General features: G+C 40.1%; 21 protein-coding genes. All 21 read right to left on the bottom strand.

From position 1 onward, the window contains the following. Positions 1 to 1,204 (bottom strand): SLC13 family permease (locus QZ055_RS02765; RefSeq protein WP_295824493.1); only part of this gene is annotated, 1,204 nt, incomplete at its 3' end. 38 nt (positions 1,205 to 1,242) lie between these two features. Then, positions 1,243 to 1,500 carry a hypothetical protein gene (locus QZ055_RS02760; RefSeq protein WP_005377387.1) on the bottom strand — a complete coding sequence of 86 codons (258 nt, stop codon included), beginning with the start codon at positions 1,498 to 1,500 and terminating at the stop codon, positions 1,243 to 1,245. Positions 1,501 to 1,692: 192 nt separating this feature from the next. Then, positions 1,693 to 2,814, bottom strand: coding sequence for a sodium ion-translocating decarboxylase subunit beta (locus tag QZ055_RS02755; RefSeq protein WP_005386017.1), 1,122 nt, complete (start codon positions 2,812 to 2,814; stop codon positions 1,693 to 1,695). A 70-nt stretch (positions 2,815 to 2,884) separates the two neighbouring features. Next, a complete protein-coding gene (locus QZ055_RS02750; RefSeq protein ID WP_105089440.1) occupies positions 2,885 to 3,268 on the bottom strand; it encodes a biotin/lipoyl-containing protein in 384 nt (127 codons plus the stop codon). Between the two features lie 101 nt (positions 3,269 to 3,369). After that, the gene (locus tag QZ055_RS02745; protein ID WP_004696483.1) at positions 3,370 to 3,537 is read right to left on the bottom strand and encodes a hypothetical protein; all 168 of its coding nucleotides are present in this window, start codon (positions 3,535 to 3,537) and stop codon (positions 3,370 to 3,372) included. A 23-nt stretch (positions 3,538 to 3,560) separates the two neighbouring features. Beyond that, positions 3,561 to 3,905, bottom strand: a complete 345-nt coding sequence (locus QZ055_RS02740) for an OadG family protein (RefSeq protein WP_039969070.1) — start codon at positions 3,903 to 3,905, stop codon at positions 3,561 to 3,563. A 73-nt stretch (positions 3,906 to 3,978) separates the two neighbouring features. Continuing rightward, on the bottom strand, positions 3,979 to 5,508 hold the full coding sequence (locus QZ055_RS02735) for a carboxyl transferase domain-containing protein (RefSeq protein ID WP_295824491.1): 1,530 nt from the start codon (positions 5,506 to 5,508) through the stop codon (positions 3,979 to 3,981). Between the two features lie 151 nt (positions 5,509 to 5,659). Continuing rightward, positions 5,660 to 6,082 carry a methylmalonyl-CoA epimerase gene (gene mce / locus QZ055_RS02730; protein WP_005386012.1) on the bottom strand — a complete coding sequence of 141 codons (423 nt, stop codon included), beginning with the start codon at positions 6,080 to 6,082 and terminating at the stop codon, positions 5,660 to 5,662. Between the two features lie 51 nt (positions 6,083 to 6,133). Then, positions 6,134 to 7,072 (bottom strand): methylmalonyl Co-A mutase-associated GTPase MeaB, encoded by a 939-nt coding sequence (gene meaB, locus QZ055_RS02725; protein ID WP_005386009.1) that lies wholly within the window; start codon positions 7,070 to 7,072, stop codon positions 6,134 to 6,136. Positions 7,073 to 7,150: 78 nt separating this feature from the next. Then, entirely contained in the window at positions 7,151 to 7,546 is a 396-nt protein-coding gene (locus tag QZ055_RS02720; RefSeq protein WP_005386008.1) for a cobalamin B12-binding domain-containing protein, read from the bottom strand. A 28-nt stretch (positions 7,547 to 7,574) separates the two neighbouring features. Then, a complete protein-coding gene (locus QZ055_RS02715) occupies positions 7,575 to 9,221 on the bottom strand; it encodes a methylmalonyl-CoA mutase (RefSeq protein ID WP_005386006.1) in 1,647 nt (548 codons plus the stop codon). 28 nt (positions 9,222 to 9,249) lie between these two features. Next, positions 9,250 to 10,755: an acetyl-CoA hydrolase/transferase family protein gene (locus QZ055_RS02710; protein WP_039969068.1), complete on the bottom strand. Its 1,506-nt coding sequence runs from the start codon at positions 10,753 to 10,755 to the stop codon at positions 9,250 to 9,252. Between the two features lie 519 nt (positions 10,756 to 11,274). Then, positions 11,275 to 12,513: an O-antigen ligase gene (locus QZ055_RS02705; RefSeq protein WP_295824489.1), complete on the bottom strand. Its 1,239-nt coding sequence runs from the start codon at positions 12,511 to 12,513 to the stop codon at positions 11,275 to 11,277. Positions 12,514 to 12,522: 9 nt separating this feature from the next. Then, a complete protein-coding gene (locus QZ055_RS02700; RefSeq protein ID WP_295824487.1) occupies positions 12,523 to 13,830 on the bottom strand; it encodes a folylpolyglutamate synthase/dihydrofolate synthase family protein in 1,308 nt (435 codons plus the stop codon). A gap of 12 nt (positions 13,831 to 13,842) precedes the next feature. Then, positions 13,843 to 16,500: a valine--tRNA ligase gene (locus tag QZ055_RS02695; RefSeq protein ID WP_295824485.1), complete on the bottom strand. Its 2,658-nt coding sequence runs from the start codon at positions 16,498 to 16,500 to the stop codon at positions 13,843 to 13,845. A gap of 21 nt (positions 16,501 to 16,521) precedes the next feature. After that, positions 16,522 to 17,412 carry a twin-arginine translocase subunit TatC gene (gene tatC / locus QZ055_RS02690; RefSeq protein ID WP_295824482.1) on the bottom strand — a complete coding sequence of 297 codons (891 nt, stop codon included), beginning with the start codon at positions 17,410 to 17,412 and terminating at the stop codon, positions 16,522 to 16,524. A 1-nt stretch (position 17,413) separates the two neighbouring features. Beyond that, positions 17,414 to 18,385, bottom strand: a complete 972-nt coding sequence (locus QZ055_RS02685; RefSeq protein WP_295824480.1) for a polyprenyl synthetase family protein — start codon at positions 18,383 to 18,385, stop codon at positions 17,414 to 17,416. Next, a complete protein-coding gene (gene yihA, locus QZ055_RS02680) occupies positions 18,382 to 19,080 on the bottom strand; it encodes a ribosome biogenesis GTP-binding protein YihA/YsxC (RefSeq protein WP_295824478.1) in 699 nt (232 codons plus the stop codon). Before yihA ends, QZ055_RS02685 begins: the two co-directional genes overlap by 4 nt. Beyond that, positions 19,080 to 21,389, bottom strand: coding sequence for an endopeptidase La (gene lon / locus QZ055_RS02675; RefSeq protein ID WP_105085921.1), 2,310 nt, complete (start codon positions 21,387 to 21,389; stop codon positions 19,080 to 19,082). The genes yihA and lon overlap by 1 nt, the downstream gene beginning before the upstream one ends. Positions 21,390 to 21,454: 65 nt before the next feature. Continuing rightward, positions 21,455 to 22,708, bottom strand: coding sequence for an ATP-dependent protease ATP-binding subunit ClpX (clpX, locus tag QZ055_RS02670; RefSeq protein WP_255621279.1), 1,254 nt, complete (start codon positions 22,706 to 22,708; stop codon positions 21,455 to 21,457). 12 nt (positions 22,709 to 22,720) lie between these two features. Continuing rightward, positions 22,721 to 23,314, bottom strand: a complete 594-nt coding sequence (gene clpP / locus QZ055_RS02665) for an ATP-dependent Clp endopeptidase proteolytic subunit ClpP (protein WP_005385987.1) — start codon at positions 23,312 to 23,314, stop codon at positions 22,721 to 22,723. Positions 23,315 to 23,481: the final 167 nt, after the last annotated feature.

The raw sequence follows: 23,481 nt of genomic DNA, 5'->3' as shown, positions 1-23,481 counted from the left end.
CTGTAAATTTGTATTGACCAGGGCCAAGTACTAATGTATTTGGAGGTGTACCTACTGGTGTACCGAATGCACAAGATGCAGCAACGCCGATAGCCATCAATACAGCATGAGGGTCAGCGCCCATACCTTGAGCAATGGAGATACCGATAGGAGCCAATAATGCGCAAGATGCTGTGTTAGACATAAATTGAGTCATAACACAAGACAATGCGAATAATACTGCTGTTGCAAAGTAAGGGCTAGGGTCAGAACCCATAACACCGATTACTGCATTAGCAATCATTTTGCCTGCACCAGATTGATCAAGTGCAGTTGCTACTGGCATCATACCAGCGAATAAGAAGATTGTTACCCAGTCAATAGATGTGTAAGCTTGTTTTTCGTTCAAGCAACCAGTTAATACGCAAAGCATTGCGCCAATAACTGCAACCATGCTCAATGGTAAGTTGATACCATAACCTTTTAGGAAGTCACCTAAAATCATAGCAATGATTACGCCTAAAAGAATAAGACCAGAGTATAATTGTTTCTTAGGATCGTTAGAAATATCTTCAGCAGCTACTTCTTGTTCAACGTCGCCAGCATCTTGAATTTCATGCTTAGGCAATAAATGTTTACCAATAAGCATCATAAATGCGATAGTTGCGACAGTCAAAGGAATACCGATCCAAGCAAATTCAAAGAAACCAAATGGTTGTTCACCAAATTTAGTTAATGTACCACTTACAATAATGTTTGGAGGTGTACCAACCATTGTAATGATACCACCAATACCTGCAGCGAATGCTAAAGGCATCAATTGGCGAGATGCAGGAATCTTAGCAACAGCACAGATACCAACAACTACAGGAAGTAAAGCAGCTGTAGTACCAGTGTTAGATAAGAATGCGGACATAGTTGCTGTAACAACCATGATTGCTAGCATTAAGCCATTTTCGCTAGTACCAGCATGAGATACTACTGTTTCCCCAATTTTTTGAGCCAAACCAGTGTAGAACAATGCTGCACCAACAACGAACATGCCAGCAAACAACACAACTGTACTATCAGATAAACCAGAGAATACAACCTTAGGAGTAATAATACCCATAAGGCCAAGTGTAATAGCGCCGCCTAAAGAAGTAATAGCTAAAGGAATAATTTCCGTAACAAATAAAACAGCCATGACTGCGAGGACGATTAAGGTTTGTTCTGCAGTACCCATACATCATCATCTCCCTTCAGAGAAATGCACTGATATAGTTATAAGAGGTATAAAATATAACCTACGATACCAATGGCGGAAGCCATCAAAAAAGTAATCCCATATCCCTCTCTTGTTTTAGGATACCCAAAGAATAAGGTTTCACCTAAAAATCCTCGGCGATTAAACCAAGTATATTTAGTTCTGCGTTGAAACCATTTAGCTTTGCCTTCAACACCGATAATCAGTGCCGTAATAAAAAATACAATAAATGCCCAGATAAAACAAATCAGTATTTTTAATTCTACAGATAACAAGTGACCACCTCTACTAAATTTAAAGCACTAGAAGGTTATTGTGTGAATGCTTGTATCACCTAATGACCGATCTGAAAAGCATTTATTGCAAATATACCCTATTTATGCATGAATACATAGATTTGAAGGGTTTTTATATTCACCAATAGGTGTACCTAATTAGGCACACCTTGGTGAATAATTATTAAATTACTAGTGGCTGGACAACATAGCAAGCATTGTACCTGCTGCTACTGCTGTACCGATAACGCCAGCTACGTTTGGACCCATAGCATGCATGAGCAAGAAGTTAGCTGGGTTAGCTTTCGCACCTACAACTTGAGATACGCGAGCCGCCATTGGAACCGCGGATACACCAGCAGAACCAATAAGTGGATTTGTTTTACCACCATCTACTAAGCTCATCAATTTACCGAATAATACGCCACCAGCAGTACCACCGATGAATGCAACCAAACCTAAGCAAATGATAAGGAGTGTTTGCACGCTTAAGAAGTGTTCCGCACTCATTGTTAAACCAGTACCAGTTGCTAAGAAGATAGTAACAGTATTGATCAAAGCATTTTGAGATGTATCGGACAAACGATCAGTTACTCCAGATTCACGGAACAAGTTACCTAACATCAACATACCTAAAAGGGATGTAATGGAAGGAAGCAATAAGGAAATGAAGATCGTAGAAATAATTGGGAATACGATTTTTTCAAAACGTGTAACTTCACGCAATTGTTCCATAACAATTTCGCGTTCTTTTTGCGTAGTGAATAATTTCATTACAGGTGGTTGAATCAACGGTACCAAGGACATATAGGAATATGCGGCAACAGCGATAGCACCTAATAAATGAGGAGCTAGCTTAGTAGCTAAGTAAATGGATGTAGGGCCGTCAGCACCACCGATGATACCGATAGCAGCTGCTTCTTGAGCTGTGAAGCCAAGCATCATTGCGCCACCTAAAGCAACGAATACGCCGATTTGAGCAGCAGCACCTAAAAGCAATGTTTTAGGATTAGCAATGAGTGGACCAAAGTCAGTCATTGCACCTACACCAAGGAAAATTAAAGGTGGGAAGATTTCTTGGGAGATACCTGCGCTAATAAGTGCCATAACGCCTTCTTCGAAACCATTACGAGGAATATTAGCAAGTACACAACCAAACGCAATCGGACCCAACAATAAAGGTTCAAACTCTTTAGCAAATGCCAAGTACAATAGGATCAAACCTACAAGAATCATAATAGCATTGCCTGTTGTAAATGCGAGGAACCCGCTATCTGTAATAACGGATTGAATCGCAACAGCAAAAGCCTCCATATGCGTTCCCCTTTCACAAATATAAAATTGTTATATGACGCGGCTCAGCCGCGCCACACACAACTTGGTATTAACCAAGAACAACCATGTCGTCGCCAGTGGATACAGTTTGGTTAGCTGCTACGCGAACTTCAGAAACTACAGCATCATGAGGAGCTGCGATTTCGTTTTGCATTTTCATAGCTTCAAGGATCAACAAAGTTTCGCCTTTTTTAACTGCTTGACCAGCGGATACTGCTACAGATAAGATTTTACCAGGCATTGGAGCTTTTACAGTTTCAGCACCTGCTGGAACTGGAGCTGCTGCTGCAGCTGGAGCTGGAGCTGGTGCAGGAGCTGCTTTAGGAGCTGCTGCTGGAGCTGCTTTAGGAGCTGCTGCAGGAGCTGCACCTTTTACTTCATTAACTTCTACATCATATGCTGTGCCGTTTACTGTAATGTTGAATTTTTTCATTTTAAATTCCTCCAAAATGTGTAGTGTCTACACAATACTTATAAATTTTCTTTACACATATAAATTGGATAATCTATTAGATTATCTAACTGCCAATAATCTTATCGATTACCGCGCAAACGTCCTTCCATTTTCCAATTATAGCTTACGATTGGACGGATATGCGCGATTTGATCAGCGGAATAACCCATTGCCGCTAATGCACCAACGATTACTGCTACTACATCTTGAGATGGAGCTTTACCGTTAGTTGTTGTAGCATTGCTCATTACAAATGCCTCCTAAAATATTATTAACCTCTACCGCTTAAACGACCTTCCAAGCGCCATTTAGCACTGGTTGCTGTAGGTCGAATAGATGCAATTTGTTCAGATGAATACCCCATCGCCACAATGGCACCTACGATAGCTGCTACTACTTCACCTTCATTTTGAGCAGATGCATTTGGTGCAGCCACCGGTGTAGCTGCGGGAGCCGCAACAGGTGCACTTGGTGGTACGTCTTTTTTCTTCTTAGTAGGGTCAATCAAATGAACGATTGACATCAAAATACCTAAAAGAATCAACACAACAAATACAACTGTCATATTAATGGCCATGATTAACCAAGGATTGGTAGTAACTGCTTGTCCTTCCATAATCATTCCCCTTTCTAAAAAAGTAGTAAAGAAAGGTATCTCCCAAATTCGATGATCTTGTTATCGAATCGAATTATAATGGAATATTACCATGTTTCTTTGGAGCACGGTTTTCGCGTTTGCTTGCAAGCATAGCCAAAGCGTTGATAACTGCTGGACGAGTTTGTTTTGGTTCGATTACAACATCTACGAAGCCACGTTCTGCAGCTTTATATGGAGTTGCGAACTCTTCTACGTATTTAGCTGTTTTAGCGTCTTTGTCTTCATCTTTTTTGAAGATAATGTTAGCTGCACCAGCAGGACCCATTACAGCGATTTCGGATGTAGGCCAAGCGTATACTTGGTCAGCGCCCAAATCTTGGGAACACATAGCGAGGTAAGAACCGCCGTATGCTTTACGAGTGATAACAGTAATTTTTGGTACTGTAGCTTCAGAGTAAGCATACAACATTTTAGCACCATGACGAATGATACCGCCCCATTCTTGATTTGTGCCAGGCAAGAAACCAGGAACGTCAACGAAGTTAACGATTGGAATATTGAAAGCATCACAGAAACGGATGAAACGGGAAGATTTGTCGGATGCATTGATGTCCAAGCAACCAGCCATTACTTTTGGTTGGTTAGCAATGATACCAACGGATTGACCGTCAAAACGTGCGAAACAAGTGATAATGTTTGTAGCATAGAATGGTTGTACTTCATAGTATTCGCCATTATCTACAGTAGCTGCGATAACATCTTTCATGTCGTATGGCATGTTACTGTTATCAGGCAACAAGCTGTTCAAGCCTTCGTCTTCGCGAGTTGGATCATCGCCAGTGTCTACTAATGGAGCATCTTCCATGTTATTGGATGGCAAGAAGCCTAATAAGTAGCGAATTTGAGCGATGCAATCATCTTCGTCTTCAGCTGCAAAGTGAGCAACACCAGATACGGAGTTGTGAGCCATTGCACCACCAAGGTCTTCAGCTGTTACTTCTTCACCAGTTACAGATTTGATAACTGCAGGACCAGTGATGAACATTTGAGATGTGTGTTTAACCATGTAGATGAAGTCAGTCAATGCTGGAGAATATACAGCACCGCCTGCGCATGGACCCATGATTACGGAAATTTGTGGAATAACGCCAGATGCATTTGTATTTTCAAAGAAAATTTTACCGTAACCAGCAAGAGCATCTACAGCTTCTTGAATACGAGCACCGCCGGAATCATTGATACCAACGATAGGAGCACCCATTTTCATTGCTAAACGTTGTACTTTAACGATTTTAGCAGCATGCATTTCACCAAGGGAACCACCTTCTACAGTGAAATCTTGTGCGAATGCATATACTAAACGACCGTCAATAGTACCATAACCAGTTACTACACCTTCGCCTGGTAATTCTTTCTTGTCTTGACCGAAGTTAACACAACGATGTTTAACAAATTGATCAAGTTCAACGAAAGAGTTATCATCGAACAATTTAGCCAAACGTTCACGAGCAGTCATTTTGCCTTGAGCATGTTGTTTCTCAACGCGTTTTTCACCGCCACCAGCTTTAACTTTAGCTAGTTTTTCGTGCAATAACTCGATTTTTTCTTGCACTGTTGCCATTATAGCACCTCCAAATAAAACTTGTTACAGTATCATTTTATTTCATTAATAATTAAAGTTCAAGCATGCATACATATTTAATATATAACTCATGATTATATGAATATGTATATCTATTACTCATACATAATGATGTGAATTGGATACTGTATTATTTCATACGTTGACATAATTCAAGCAATACGCCGCCTGTTGCTTTTGGATGTAAGAAAGCAATGGAGGAACCGCCTGCACCGTAACGAGGTTTTTCGTCAATCATACGAACGCCTTTAGCCATCAAATCAGCAATAGCATTTTCAATATTATCAACGCGCAATGCAACGTGTTGGATACCATCACGACCGCCATTTTTTTCTATGAATTTACCAATAGGGCCATCTGGAGTTGTAGTTTCTAAGAATTCAAGTTCAGCATCGCCACATGGGAAGAAGGATACTTTTACTTTTTGTTCTTCAACCACTTCATCTTCAGGAAGATGTTCAATACCCAATGCATTTTTATAGAATTCTTTAGTTGCTGCTAAATCATTAACACCAATACCGATGTGATCCACTTGTAATACTTTAAAAGCCATTTCGATTATCTCCTTTATAAGGCTAAATCTCTAATGCTATGTAGTCGCCGTCTACTTTAGCACGCTTGTCATTACGCCGTTAACAACTGTGTATGGATCGCTTTCGCGTTCATTAACAGCTGCCACTTGGCTATTAAATTCGTCGCTTGTAACGATTTTGTCAGCTACATAACGACCAATTTGTTCATTAATCATTGCGATGATTTCATCACGAGTACGTTCTGCCCGACGAGATTCCAATTCACCAGAATCTTCAAGATACTCAAAATGTTCATCTAAAGCGTCGATGAGTTCATCTACGCCTTGGTCTTTACTAGCAATTGTGCGCTTAATCGGTGGGCGCCATTTTACTTCACGAGAGTCTAGGTCAAGCATCATTTCAATTTCTACATTCAAACGATCACAACCATCTCGGTCAGCTTTATTGATAGCAAATACATCGCCAATTTCAAGAATACCTGCCTTGATAGCTTGGATATCATCACCGAGACCAGGAACAAGTACAACCAATGTAGTATCTGCATTTTTTACGATATCTACTTCAGATTGACCTACACCTACTGTTTCAATGATTACTAAATCCATGCCAAAGGCATCCATGAGTTTTACAACGTCTGCAGTCTTTTTGGACAAACCACCAAGACTACCACGCGTGCCCATGCTTCGAATAAATACATTTTCATTTAATGTCAAATCATTCATTCGAATACGGTCCCCCAAGATAGCACCACCAGAGAATGGGCTAGTTGGGTCGATGGCAACGATGCCGATTTTCTTACCTTGATCTAGATAATGTTTAACAACTTTATCTGTCAACGTACTTTTACCAGCACCAGGGGCCCCAGTAATACCGAGAATACGTGCATTCCCTGTTTTAGGGTAAATAGCCTTCATAATATCAATGGCATTATCATACTCGTTTTCTACAGCTGTTATGGACCGTGCTAAGGCTAGTCGAGAACCTTCGAAAAGTTCTTTAACTAAATCCACTCGCCTCACCACCTATCTTAGAATATGGGAATAGAGGGGAGCCAACTATTCAGTTGTGCTCCTCTCTTGCCCAATTAATTATTTAACGTTTTCGTTGATGAATTTAACGATATCGCCAGTTGGTGTACCAGGTGTGAATACTTCTGCTACGCCAGCTTTTTTCAAGCCAGGGATATCAGCGTCAGGAATAACGCCACCACCGATTACAAGTACATCGCCCATGCCTTTTTCTTTCAAAAGTTCAACAATTTTAGGGAACAATGTGTTATGAGCACCAGAAAGAAGGGATAATGCAACTACATTAACGTCTTCAGAAAGAGCTGCTTCAACGATTTGTTCTGGAGTTTGACGAAGACCTGTGTAGATTACTTCGAAACCAGCATCGCGAAGTGCGCGTGCTACTACTTTTGCACCACGGTCATGACCATCAAGACCTGGTTTTGCTACGATTACTCTAATACGTTTTTCTGCCATGATTAATTACCTCCGAAATTAGCCGATATTATAATGTGGAATGAGCTTCGTATTCACCGAATACTTCGCGCAATACATTACAAATTTCACCCAAAGTAGCATATGTTTTAACTGCATCAAGAATTAATGGCATCAAGTTAACGTTTTCATCAGCTGCACCAGCTTTAAGAGCTGCTAATGCTTTATCAACTGCTGCTTGATCGCGGTTAGCGCGAACTGCTTGAGTTTTCTTGGATTGGTTAACACCAACGGAAGCGTCTACGCGAAGTAAGTCTTTTGGAGCTTCTTCTTCAACTTGGAATTTGTTTACGCCAACGATTGTGCGCAAGCCAGATTCAACTTCCATTTGCCATTTGTAAGCGGATTCTTGAATTTCTTTTTGGATGTAGCCTTTTTCGATTGCTACTACAGCGCCGCCCATTTCATCAATTTTCTTGATGTATGCCATAGCTTCGTCATAGATAGCGTTAGTCATAGCTTCTACATAGTAGGAACCACCCAATGGGTCAACTACGTCAGCCAAACCAGATTCGTAAGCCACGATTTGTTGTGTACGAAGAGCTACTTGTACAGATGCTTCTGTAGGAAGAGCCAAGGCTTCGTCACGGGAGTTTGTATGTAAGGATTGAGTACCGCCCATTACAGCAGCTGCAGTTTGAAGAGCAACACGAACGATGTTGTTATCAACTTGTTGTGCAGTCAACATGGAACCAGCTGTTTGAGTATGTACACGAAGCATCATGGATTTTGGTTTTTTAGCACCAAAACGTTCTTTCATGATTGTTGCCCATAAACGGCGGGATGCACGGAATTTAGCAACTTCTTCAAGTACGTTGTTATGAGCATTCCAGAAGAAGGAAAGACGACCAGCGAATGTATCAACATCAAGACCAGCTTTCAAAGCTGCTTCTACGTATGCGATACCATCAGCAATTGTGAATGCGATTTCTTGAGCTGCTGTGGAACCTGCTTCACGGATGTGGTAACCGGAGATGGAAATTGTGTTCCATTTTGGAACGTTTTGAGAACAATATTCGAAGATATTAGTGATCAAACGCATGGATGGTTTTGGTGGGAAAATGTAAGTACCACGAGCTGCGTATTCTTTCAAAATATCATTTTGAATTGTACCTTTCAATTCTGTGGAAGGTACGCCTTGTTTTTCAGCTACTGCGATGTACATTGCCAACAAAACGGATGCTGGAGCGTTGATTGTCATGGATGTGGATACTTTACCAAGATCGATGCCGTCGAACAAGATTTCCATATCTGCCAAGGAGTCAATCGCTACACCTACTTTACCAACTTCGCCTTCTGCAACTGCATCGTCGGAGTCGTAACCGATTTGTGTAGGTAAGTCGAATGCGCAGGAAAGACCAGTTGCACCAGACTCGATTAAGTAGCGGTAACGTTTGTTAGATTCTTCTGCTGTAGCGAAGCCTGCATACATACGCATTGTCCAGAAACGACCACGGTACATAGTAGGTTGTACGCCACGAGTGTAAGGGAATTCGCCAGGCATACCCAAATCACGTTCATAGTCAAAACCTTCGATATCAACTGGTGTGTATACACGGTTGTATTTTAAATTTTGACGTTCTGGAGTTTTTGCACTTTTTTCGTCACAAAGTTTGTTGTACTCAGCAATTTGGGCTTTTAAGTTTTCGTAAGCCATGTTTTCATCATCCTCCTAAAAAAACAGGTTATTTTTTCATGCTTCCAGTTTCTGTGAAGCGTTTATGCCAAGAAAGAGCTTCATCAAGCAACATAGGTGTATGGGCATTCTTTGTTGCAGCTAATGCTTTTTCTAGGTATTCAGTTAACATAGGTTTGTAGTCTGGGTGAGCACATTTTTCAATGATCAAACGAGCTCTTTCCACTGGGCTCAAACCACGGCAGTCAGCAACACCTTGTTCTGTACAGAAAATCATAGTGTCATGTTCTGGATGATCCACATGAGATACATATGGAACGATAGAACTGATGTCGCCATTTTTAGCAACGGAGTTAGTGCAGAAAATAGTGAGATATGCACTACGTGCAAAGTCACCAGAACCACCAACACCATTCATCATTTTGCTACCCATAATATGAGTAGAGTTTACATTGCCAAAAATATCAAATTCGATAGCGGTATTCATGGCAATGACACCAATACGGCGAGCAATACCAGGGTTGTTGGAAATTTCTTGCGGACGAAGAATGATTTTTTTACGATATTCATCAATATTCGCATAGAAACGTTTCAACCCATCTGGAGAAGGACTTAATGCAGTACCGGAACATACAGTTACTTTACCAGCATCGATTAAGTCGAACATACCATCTTGGATTACTTCTGTATAGATGGACAAATCTGTGAATGGGCCTTTAGCAAGACCACTGATTACCGCATTTGCTACGGAACCTACACCAGATTGTAATGGAAGCAAGTTCTTAGGCAAACGACCTTCTGCAATTTCTTGTTCGAAGAATTTGATAAGGTGTTGACTCATTGCTTTTGCATCATCATCGATAGGTGCCAAAGGTCTTGTTGTATCAGGAACATCACAAGGTACAACTGCAACAATTTTACTTGGGTCACAAGGAATTGCTTCAGTACCAATACGATCACCAGGTGTTTCCAATGGAATTGGTTTACGATGTGGTGGATCGAGTGGTTCATAGATATCATGCATACCTACCAAGGAAAGTGGTTGGGATACGTTTACTTCTACGATAACCTTTTTAGCTTGGCTAACAAATGTTGGAGAGTTACCAACAGATGTTGTAGGTACTAAAGAGCCATCTTCGTTGATTTGACAAACTTCTACGATAGCTACGTCTAAATCGCCAAAGAAACCATAGCGAACATTTTGTGCCATTGTGCTTAAATGCATATCGATGTATTTAACAGCACCGCTATTTAAGGCTTTACGTGTATCCCCATTTGTTTGATATGGGAAACGACGATTGATACCGTTAGCACGAGTTAACGCGCCATCAGCTTCATCACCTACGGAAGCACCTGTCCACAAATCAATTTTGAATGGTTCTTTTTCCATTCTTTCTGCCAATGCCAATGGCACTGCTTTTGCATAACCAGATGGAGTAAAGCCGGAAATACCAACTTTATCGTTAGGGTTAATCAAAAGAGCTGCATCATAAGCAGTGACAATTTTACCTTGGAGGGCCGCACATTTAACGCGGTCTTTGATGTCTATCACCATTACCATCTCCTTTAAGAGTAACATTGTATAAACGACAGTTTGATCTCTTGGTCGTTCCTTAAACCGACTTCATCGTAGTCCACATCCAATGCATTGTCAACTTATATGACTAAAATGTATTTTTTATCACACTTTGATTAGCATTATGATTAAAATGCATAGATTTTCACATTTCCACATAAGTTTTATTCACATCGTTATAACTCACAGGAATCATCGATATATGGCATATATTGATGTTTTTCAATTAAATCGAACTCTCTCTATACAATATATAGACCCTTTTCAATATAAAACAACATCTCATATACAAGAACTAGACCTTACACCTCCCTATAAAGATACAATGATATACAAAAAACCGGCTTTCAAATGCTAACGATAATGTTCAATTATGTCTAACATTAGAAAACCGGTTATACTACTTAATACGTACCTACCCAAGGTATGTATTAATTATACCATATTATGAAATTATATATCTACCATAAAACATGCTAATTATACAAGATATTACAATTATGCAGATTTATCAGCAGATAACTGAACTTTTACAAAAGCCCCTACCCAGCCAAACAATTGCCAAAATACGATGGTTACTTGATGACTATATAGCTCAAAATCGGATAAGCCACTAAATAAAACACCTATAGCTAGAGCCCCTACACCAATTTGTGCAGCTTGGCGGAATATATCCCCTTTAAGTCTTATAGATGTAATAACATGACCAATAATAACTGCTAGGAATGATATCAATCCGGGGATACCTGTTTCAGCTAATATATTGAGATACAAATTATGAGCATGATACATCAAGACGTGAGGTCCTTGAATATAATAGTTATAATCTGGATATACTAAATAAAATGTATTCCACCCAATACCAAAGATAGGATTTTCACGTACGATATACATGGTACTATCCCATAAAGCCCATCGAAGATCAGCTGACGTATCATGACCTTGGAATATGGACCATAGTCTCGAGGCGATTTCACCATCATAAAAGTACAAGATAATTGGCACTACTAATAGGGATAAGAATAATCTTCTTTCTACAAAGATAGCCCAGTAGAGGATCATCGCCGCAAAGCTAATCCAAATGCCTCTAGAATAGGTTAATAGCATCGTTAAGAACAATATAATCCCTATAACGAGCATCGTAACAACTTCGCGGGTACGATTTTCTTTCATATATACCAAAATATAACTGATACATACGCTGAGTACCATCAATAGATAAGCGCCCAATAAATTAGGGTTTTGTAATGTAGATGACATACGTCGCATCAATTTTGGGAACTGTGCTGCATCTACCCACTCTTTTATATGAATATTAGGAACAAATACATATTGATAAGCACCTATGATACACACCAGTACAGCAGTACCTAATAGAGCACGAAGAAAATAATTCCACTGTTTAGGTGTTTGAATGTATGTGCGAACTAGATAATACATTCCTCCGCTGGCTACGATTTGATAAAACCAACTTTGAATTGACCAATCCCAATTTTCTGATACTAGTGCAGATATGCCAGTCCATACCACAAATATCATAACAGACCAGGATAAATAGCCCGTTGGTAAGCTCAGTGATTTACTAGATATCAAATCATATAAAGCAAGCCCTATCGCTAGCCACAGGAGTACATCCCCCACCATAGGTTGTAATGGCATAGCAACCACCACACCATAAATTAGACGCTCTATATAGAACGTAATTCTCTTCTGATTAGGAATAAGTGAGAGTTCCATAGGCTCACCTTAGTGACTCATCTCATGGTTAAACCACTGACGAGCATCTCCTAAAATATATAAAGAACCACAAACAGCGATAATATCACCATTCTTTGTATGTTTATAGGCTAAAGCCAATGCGTCTTCAACAGAATCAGCTGTTTGAGCTACAGCTTTTGGAACAATGTGACGTATTTTTTCAACCAAAACCTCTGGCACTTCTGTTCTATCTGTTGGTGCAGGTACTACGAGAACCGTATCCCCTGCCTTAACTACTTCACGAATAATAGCATCTTGATTTTTATCTTTCAGAATGGCCATCACAATTGTTTTTGGTGTGTCCTTAAATAATTCAGCATAGGTCATGCTGAAAGATTCTGCACCAGCTGCATTATGAGCACCGTCAAAGATAAAGGTGCGATCTATGCCGCGTTTAACTTCAAAACGCCCTGCCCACATAGTACGGGCAAAGCCTTCGCGCATCGTTTCTTCACTGATGCTCTTATCTTCTTTCATCAATAGACGTACAGCCATCAATGCGCATGCGAGATTTACAGATTGATGAATACCGGCCATTGTCGTAAATAACATTGCAGGAGCGGCATCATTAGTGCTCACAGTAATCATTTGACCACCTGTTACGGCACTACGGCTATCGATACCAAAATCTTTATTGAAAGCATACACTTTAGCATGTTTCTCTTTAGCTACCTCTTCAATAATACGAAGAGGTGCATCCTGTGCTGCCGTTACAACAGGGACTTTAGATTTAATAATCCCTGCCTTATGACGTGCAATTTCCTCAACAGTATCACCACAGTAGGCTTGATGATCGATTGTTACATTTGTAATAACAGATACTTTTGGTGTTACGATATTTGTGGAGTCTAGTAATCCACCTAAGCCAACTTCTACCACTGCATAGTCTACCGCTTGATCTTTGAAGAACAAAAAGGCTGAAGCCGTCAAAATTTCAAATTGTGTTGGTGCTTCTATGCCGTTACTAATGATAGTATCAACTGCCACTTTTACACGGCTAATTAGATTACCGAAGGCTTCCTCTGTAATATTTCCATCATTAATTTGAATTCGCTCCGTATAGGATTGAAGGTGAGGCGATGTAAATCGCCCCACCCGTAGTCCACTTGTAAACAGTGCGTAGGAAATATATGAGGTAACCGAGCCCTTACCATTCGTTCCTGTTACATGAACAATCTTATAGTCTTCTTGTGGATTCCCAAGGGCTTCCATAAGCGCTGTAATTCGTTCAAGGCCAGGCTTAATACCGAATGAAGATGCCTGTTCTAAATAGGCTAAGGCCTCTTGATATGTCATATAAACCTCCTATTATAAGGTTTCAAGGAACGCTTCACGTTCCAATAACGCTTGTTGTTTTTGTTTATATTCTTCTAACTTTTCTTTTTCTTTTGCTACTACAGCTTCTGGAGCTTTTGCGAGGAAGCCTTGGTTAGACAATTTGCCTTCCAAACGGGAAATTTCTTTTTCCATTTGGATTTTTTCCTTTGCAATACGCTCTCTTTCTTTTTCACCGTCGATCAAGTCTTTAAGTAAGAGATATACTTCCATACCATTTACAACTGTTACAGTTGCATTTTCTGGTTTTGGATCATCGGCACCAAGAATTGTTACCTTCTCAGCCCAAGCTAATGTAACAAAGTAATCCCTATGATCTGCTACAGTTTGAGCTAATGCTTCATCTGTTGGTGCTACGATAACCTCAGCTTTTTTACCTAAAGGCACATTCATTTCAGCACGCATGTTACGAATACCCTTGATGGCATCCATCATAACTTCCATTTGACGTGCTGCACCTTCAAGATTATCAAACTTTAATGCTTCAGGCCATTTTGCAACAACGATGCTATCCCCTTCATGAGGTAAATGTTGCCAAATATGTTCTGTTACGAACGGCATAAATGGATGTAACAATTCAAGCATGTGACGCAAGATTGTTACAAGTAAATATTGAACTGTACGACGATCACGTTCATTACCATCGTTGTATAAACGAGGTTTAGCTAACTCAATATACCAGTCACAGTATGTGTTCCAAATGAAATCATATACAGAACTTGCAGCTTCACCCAACTCGAATTTATCGAGATTAGACGTTACACTTTGTACTGTTTCGTTATATTTTTGAACAATCCATTGGTCTGCTAATGTCAAATCATCTGCAGTTGGAACGAAGCTTTCATCATAATTTGTAAGATTCATCAATACAAATTTGGATGCATTCCAAATCTTATTGGCAAAGTTACGATTAGCCTCAACACGTTCCATATAGAAGCGCATATCATTACCTGGTGTGTTACCAGTAACAAGAGTAAAGCGCAATGCATCGGCACCATATTGGTCGATAACTTCAAGAGGATTAATACCATTGCCCAAGGATTTACTCATTTTACGACCTTGGCTATCACGAACAAGACCATGAATAAATACATGTTTAAATGGAATTTCATGTTCGAACTCAAGAGCCATAAAGATCATACGAGCAACCCAGAAGAAGATGATATCGTAGCCAGTTACGAGAACACTTGTTGGGTACCATTGTTTAAGCTCAGGAGTTTGTTCAGGCCAGCCCATGGTAGCAAATGGCCACAAGCCAGAGCTGAACCATGTATCAAGAACGTCTGGATCTTGTGTTACATGACCGTGGCAATGAGGACATTCAGTGATGTCTTCACGACTAACGACAGTTTCGCCGCAATCATCGCAGTACCACGCAGGAATACGATGACCCCACCATAATTGACGAGAAATCGTCCAGTCGCGGATGTTTTCAAGCCAGTTTACATAAGTTTTTGTAAAACGTTCAGGAACGAACTCTACTTCGTGATCTTTAACAACCTTAAGAGCTGGTTCTGCCAATGGTTTCATATCTACGAACCATTGTTTAGATACCATTGGCTCAATAATTGTGTTACAACGAGAACAATGACCTACTGCATGGTCATGATCATCGATTTTTTCAAGTAAGCCTAGTTCTTTGAGTTCAGCTACAACTTGTTTACGAGCTTCTTCACGAGTCATGCCATTGAACTTGCCAGCACCTTCATTCATTGTCGCATCATTATTCATAACAACGATGGATTCCAAATTATGACGTTGGCCCATTTCAAAGTCATTAGGGTCATGAGCAGGCGTAATTTTTACACAGCCTGTACCGAAGCTAGCATCTACATAATCATCGGCAATTACAGGAATCTCACGGTTAACGAATGGTAAAATTAATGTTTTGCCGATGAGGTCTTTATAACGATCATCATCAGGATTTACTGCTACTGCTACGTCACCGAACATTGTTTCTGGACGTGTGGTAGCAACAACTACGAAACGATTATCCTCACCTTTTACAGGATATTTAATATGCCATAAGTGGCCATGTTCGTCTTCATGTTCAACTTCAACATCAGATAAAGCAGTAGCACAACGAGGGCACCAGTTGATAATGCGTTCACCGCGATAGATTAAGCCTTTTTCATAAAGCTTTACGAACACTTCACGCACTGCATGATAGTACCCTTCATCTAATGTAAAGCGTTCGCGAGACCAGTCACAAGATGCGCCTAAGCTACGAATTTGTTTTACAATAGTATCGCCGTATTCTTTTTTCCATTCCCATACGCGTTCTACGAATTTCTCACGACCTAAATCATAGCGAGATTTGCCTTCTTCTTTAGCAAGCATTTCTTCTACTTTAATTTGTGTAGCAATACCAGCATGGTCAGTACCTGGCATCCACAATACATTGTAGCCTTGCATGCGTTTGAAACGAATAAGGATATCTTGCAATGTATTATCTAAAGCATGGCCCATGTGCAACATACCAGTTACATTAGGAGGCGGCAACACGATACTAAATGGTTCTTTATTAGTGTCTACTTCTTCGTGAAAGTATCCTTGGTTTTCCCAATATGAATACCATTTCCCTTCTATTTCACCGGGGTTATAAGTGGTTAAATTTTCGTAGGTTTTCATCGTTCCTCCTAAATAAACTCCTTAGCGCTTCATAATCTTAGCCAATACAAATAGGCTCGTTTCATATAGCAATATCATAGGCAATGCAATCATCGTTTGAGAGAACATATCCGGTGTTGGTGAAATGACAGCACCTATGATAAAGGATATAAGAATAAATATCTTACGTTTCGTTTTTAAAAAACGTGATGTAATTAAGTTGAAATATCCCAAGATGATTAAAATCAACGGCAACTCAAAGATAAATCCAAAGGGTAGAACAAAGGACAATACAAAGTCCATGTACTGACCAATGGAAAATAACGGTTGTAATTCGTCTGTAGCAAAGCCCATAAAGAACTTAACGGCTGCCGGTAGTACAAAGAAATAAGAAAATACAATACCTATGCCAAATAGGCCTATTGCAACTGGTAAAATCCAGTTAGATAGCTGCTTTTCTCGCACCGTAAGGGCGGGCTTAACAAATAGCCAAATCTGATGCAATATAATAGGCGCTCCTATAATAAGACCACCTACTATGGATACCTTCATATAGGTAAAGAAGGCCTCAGTCGGTTTCATATAATAGAGCTTACCAGCTGGCTTTAGGAGTATTTCCAATAAGAAGTCTACATAATAATAAGAAATACATGTTCCTATGACTACTGCAACAGCCATTATAATAAGGCGCTTTCGCAATTCAGATAGATGGCCTACAAGGGATATTTCCCTCGCCTCGTCCATCATTTTCTGTTCCATCTCAGTATAAATTGGCTCGTCCTCAGGTTCCTCAGGAACCTGTTGTTTTACCACCTTATACTGTTCTTGTTCAGCCTTTAATTTGGCTTCGCGACGCTTTTGACGAACTACACTATCAAAAGAAGGTTTTTGTATGGGATATTCGAAGTCCGGTTTTGGTTCGAATGGTTCCATATTATACCTTTCTATCAGCTAAATTCTCTACCGCCATCACAAGAAATTCCTTGCCTGGGAAATCACGAACAGCGTCGAGTGCTGCCAAAGCATCTTTGCAATATTGATCAGCTACAGCTAATGTATTATCAATACCACCTTGACCGATAACATAGTCGATAATAGCCTGCTCATCGCCGCCATTATTCAAGGCTTTAATATCCTCAAGCAATTTATCTTTATTGTCATCATTAACGATACTTAGCAACGGATATGTCAATAAACCTTCGCGAAGATCATTCCCCACTGGTTTACCTGTCGTCTCTGTTGTTTCACGATAGTCCATGATATCATCAGTGATTTGGAATGCCATGCCCAGAGCATGACCATATTTTTTCAACTGAACGATTTCAGATTCGCTCCAGCCCCCTAATAGGCCACCAAGTTCCATACAGCCTTCCATAAAGTCAGCTGTTTTCTTTTGGGTCTTAGTCATATACCGTTCAATACCTTGATCGATGCGATACACATCTTCCATCTGCATAAACTCGCCTTCCACAAGGCAAGTAATGATATGAGAAAAAATCTGCAAATATTTCATATTAGGCATTTCAGATACAATTTGGAATGCTTTAGCAAACAAGTAATCACCACTAAGAATAGCTACCTTATTTCCTTTATGCATATGTATCGTTTCTTCGCCTCGACGAATCTCTGCTTGATCTAATACATCATCGTGAATCAAAGTCGCTAAATGAAGCATCTCTACGGCTTCAGCAATTCTAATACGCTGACGTTCTACAGATGTACCTGCATTAGCAATCAATAAACATAATTGCGCGCGCAAGCGCTTGCCACCTGCAGCAGATAATGGTCGAATCAGTGCATTAAAGTCTTCTGCACCTGTATTAAAAGATGATGCAAGAGACTCTTCCACACCCTCTAAATCTAGAGCAATGCGTTCCATAATCTCTAATTCATTGGTTTGACTCATGCTTCATCTCCTACTAGAACTTTATTGATGCGTTGTTGTAAAAGTTCACGTCCCGTGTGTTTTAAGGAGCTATATAAAATAGGCGGTGTATCCGTTGGATACATTTCCTTAATTTTAGCCAAGTTCGCAGACTTTTCTTTAGCTGTTAGCTTGTCAGCTTTAGTAACCACAATTTGTAGTGGCACACCAGCCTCAACAAGCCAGTCGTAGGCCACCTTATCGATAGGCATCTCTGGATGACGGCCATCGATAAGCAAGCACAACAACATCAATCGTTCAGAATGTAAAATATAATCGGCAATAAAGGAAGACCACAAGTTGCGGTTTCCTTTATTTGTCTTTGCAAAACCATACCCAGGAAGGTCTACGAGGAACCAATTATATCTGCGTTCCTCCGTTTCAGAAATATCCTCTTTTGACTCAATGTCAAAATAGTTTATCGTCTTTGTCTTACCTGGCTGGCCACTAACGAGGGCTAACCCACGATAATTACACAACGAGTTAATCAACGAAGATTTGCCCACATTAGAGCGCCCGATGAAGGCTATTTCCACAGTATCCCCTTCAGGATATTGATCAGCCTTAACACAGGAAGTATTATATTTTGCTGCTATAATACGAGGCCCCTTCGGTTCTTTTCGTGTATATTGTGGTTTTGGGCCCATTTGTTTAGTGGATTTTTTCTTTTTTTGCATTACACAAGTGCCTTTGCTAATACTTCATCCATTGTCTTAACTGGCGTAATAATGAGACCGTCTTTTACAATATCAGGTAATTCTGCAATATCCTTTTCATTACCTTTAGGAATCAATACTTCTTTAATACCATTAGACAAGGCTGCTAATAACTTTTCTTTTAAACCGCCGATTGGTAGTACACGGCCACGCAATGTAATTTCACCAGTCATGGCAATATCAGAACGAACCTTGCGATTTGTTAAAATAGATACCATAGCCAATGTCATCGTAATACCTGCGGAAGGGCCATCCTTAGGTGTTGCACCTTCTGGCAAGTGAACGTGTATATCGAGTTTCTTATAGAAATCATCTTCAATTTTTAAGGCTTTTGCATTGTGGCGAATATAGCTCATTGCAGCTTGACCAGACTCTTGCATAACCTTACCTAAGCTACCCGTTAATGCAAGTTTACCTGTACCGTTCATAGTTGTTGCTTCGCATGGCAATACAACGCCACCTACAGAAGTCCAAGCTAGACCATTTACATAGCCAATTTGCGGTTTCTTTTCGCGCTCTTGGTCAACAAAAATTGGTGCACCCAAGAATTCGGGAAGATTTTTTGTCGTTACTTTCGGTGCATCCCCACCTTCTTCAACGACTTTATAAGCAATCTTACGACAAATCTTAGCAATCGTTTTTTCTAAGGTACGAACACCCGCTTCACGAGTATATTCGGAAACTACCTTTTTCAACACTGCATCAGATAATTTAACCTTGTAATCTTCAAGGCCATTTTTCTTGATTTGTTTAGGTACTAAATAGCGCTTAGCAATTTCTAATTTTTCTTGTTCCATATAGCTAGATAATTCGATAATTTCCATACGATCTAACAATGGACCTGGAATATTGGATGCAACATTAGCCGTTGTAATCCAGAATACTTCGGAGAAATCAAATGGTACTTCAATGAAGTGATCGCTAAATGTGCTATTTTGTTCAGGGTCCAATACCTCTAATAATGCAGAGGATGGATCGCCTTTATAATCAGATGCAAGTTTATCAATTTCATCCAATAAGAATACAGGGTTCTTAGTGCCTACATTCTTGAGGCCTTGAATCATACGACCAGGCAATGCACCAATATACGTACGGCGATGGCCACGAATTTCAGCTTCATCACGAACACCACCTAAAGATGCGCGGATGAACTTACGATTCATTGCTTTAGCTATAGACGTAGCCAAGGATGTTTTACCAACACCTGGTGGTCCAACTAAACAAAGAATGGAGCCACTATTCTTACCAGTTAACTTACGAACAGCTAAGAATTCAAGGATGCGTTTCTTAACCTTTTCAAGGCCATAATGATCAGCCTCAAGCATATCATGAGCTTCTTTGATATCTAAGCGATCCTCAGTCAATTCGTTCCAAGGTAACGCCAACACCCAATCTAGGTAATTACGCAAAATAGTTGCTTCTGGCATCAATTGAGGCATGCGACTATAACGAGAGATTTCTTTATCGATACGTTCATGTACATCTTCGCTAAGGTTGAGTGCTTTCAATTTAACACGTAACTCTTCTGCTTCTTCCTCTGGATCTCCTTTGTCACCCAACTCATCGTGGATAACTCGGATTTTTTCACGCAAGAAATATTCTTTTTGCGCTTTTTCCATAGATTGACGAACTTGATTATTAATAGAATTTTCCAAATCAGAAATTTGTAATTCCATATTCAAGATGCCTACGATCATATTTAAACGACGAGCTACAGATAACTCTTCAAGTAACTCTTGGCGTTTGGTATTATTAATAGGCAACAAGAACGCAACTTGGTCAGCTAATTCACAAGGGTCACGTAATTCCATAACCCGTGTTACGCCTTCATCGGTAACCGATTTAGCCTCTTCAGCCCATTCGCCAAACTTAGATTGCACTAAACGACGATAGGCTTCTAACTCAACATCGTCTTCAAATTCGGAGGCTACACGTTCGTAGTCCCCTACATAGTACGGATCCATACTTGTTATATTCATTACGCGAATACGTGTAATGCCCTCTACAAGAACACGTACAATACCACCTGGTAAGCGTAACATTTGCTTAATTTTTACTAATGTACCCATTTGGGCTAAGTCATGAACAGTTGGCGAATCAACAGCATCATCCTTTTGGCTGACAACTGCTAAGATGCGATCCTCGTTCATTGCGGCTTCTACCGCTTTAATGGATTTGTCTCGACCGATATCGAGGTGAATCACGATATTCGGGTATACAACCATACCTCTAAGGGGTACAGTTGGAATCCCAATTTCGAGTAAATTCATACTTCCTCCAGGTATTTATATTATGAAAAGAAACTCATTCCTACACAGAAATGAGTTTCTTCGAATTACGATTTCAACTGGATGTCTTGGTCTGCCTCATTTTTGAGTATAGGTTCACCTGTGCTCAACACGGATTCACGATTAACTATGCACTTAGTTACTTCCGGCATGGAAGGAACTTCAAACATAACGCGTTTCATCACCTTTTCAATGATAGCACGCAAACCACGAGCACCTGTTTTTCGCTGTAATGCTTCATCAGCGATTTCTTCTAATGCATCTTCAGTGAAAGTTAAGTCTACACCATCAAGGGATAGAATTTTTTCATATTGTTTTGTTAATGCATTTTTAGGCTTTGTCAAAATTTGGATCAATGCATCTCTATCCAATTGATCTAATGTTACCATTACTGGCAAACGACCAATGAACTCAGGGATTAAGCCAAACTTCAATAAATCTTCAGGTACAACATCCTTCAAGATAGCCGAAACATTACGTTCTTCTTTACGTTGTACATCTGCACCAAAACCAAGGGTTTTCTTAGCGGTACGCTTAGTAATAACCTTGTCCATACCATCAAATGCACCACCACAAATAAAGAGAATATTTGTAGTATCAATTTGAAGCATTTCTTGATTTGGATGCTTTCTACCACCTTGAGGCGGAACAGAAGCTACGGTACCTTCTAAGATTTTAAGCAATGCTTGTTGTACGCCTTCACCAGACACATCACGTGTAATGGAAGGGTTCTCAGACTTACGTGCAATTTTATCAATTTCATCGATATAAATAATGCCACGTTCAGCCCGAGCTATATCATAATCTGCAGCTTGGATAATTTTGAGCAAGATATTTTCCACATCTTCCCCTACATAACCAGCTTCAGTTAAGCTTGTAGCATCTGCAATAGCAAATGGTACTTCTAGCATTTTCGCTAAGGTTTGAGCCAATAGTGTTTTACCACTACCAGTAGGACCAATGAATAAAACATTAGCCTTTTGTAATTCTACATCATCAACTACATTATCTGTTTGTAAACGTTTGTAGTGATTATATACAGCCACAGCTAAAGAGATTTTAGCATCATCTTGACCAATAACATATTCGTCAAGATGAGCTTTAATTTCTCTCGGCGTTGGCAATTCTTTTAAGTTGAAGTCGTCCGTCTCTACGTCACCTAACTCATCAGCAATAATACGTTCACATACTTCAACGCATTCATCACAAATATATACGTTAGGACCCGCTACTAATTTGCGGACTTCTTCGCTTGTGCGTCCACAAAAACTGCAGCGCATAGTGTCTTTATCTTTTGCCAATGGGCGCCTCCATTACTTGCTTTCTACAGGTTCTCTTGTGAGTACCTCATCAATTAAGCCGTATTCAACGGCATCCTGAGCACTCATGAAGTTATCGCGATCTGTATCGCGCGCAACAACCTCAATATCTTGTCCACTGCGAGAAGCTAAGATACCATTTAATTCTTCACGCATACGAAGAATCTCACGGGCATGGATTTCAATTTCAGATGCTTGCCCTTGAACACCACCTAATGGTTGGTGAATCATAACGCGTGCATGAGGCAACGCATAACGTTTGCCCTTGGCACCTGCTGTTAAAAGCACGGCCCCCATGCTTGCTGCAGAGCCTACACAAATGGTAGACACATCTGGTTTAATATATTGCATCGTATCATAAATAGCCATGCCGGCAGTTACAACACCACCGGGGCTATTAATGTACAAATGGATATCCTTATCAGGATCCTCTGCTTCTAGGAATAACATTTGCGCAATAACCGCATTTGCTACATTATCATCAATAGGTCCACCTAGGAAGATAATGCGGTCCTTTAACAAGCGAGAGTAAATATCATAGGAACGCTCACCGCGTTCACTTTGTTCAACTACGATTGGTACATACATATATTCACCTTTTCATGTACCTAGTTGAGCAAACTATTATTTAGCCGCTTCAGCGCCTTTTGCATTATCAATAATGAATCGAGCTGCTTTTTTGCGAGCTACAGAGCCTGCCAACATAGCTACACGACCTTCTTTTGCAATAATATCCCAAACTTCTTTAGGATCTG

The organism is uncultured Veillonella sp. (assembly GCF_905209685.1).
Classification (GTDB): Bacteria; Bacillota; Negativicutes; order Veillonellales; family Veillonellaceae; genus Veillonella.
This window is presented reverse-complemented; position numbering and strand designations above follow the sequence as displayed.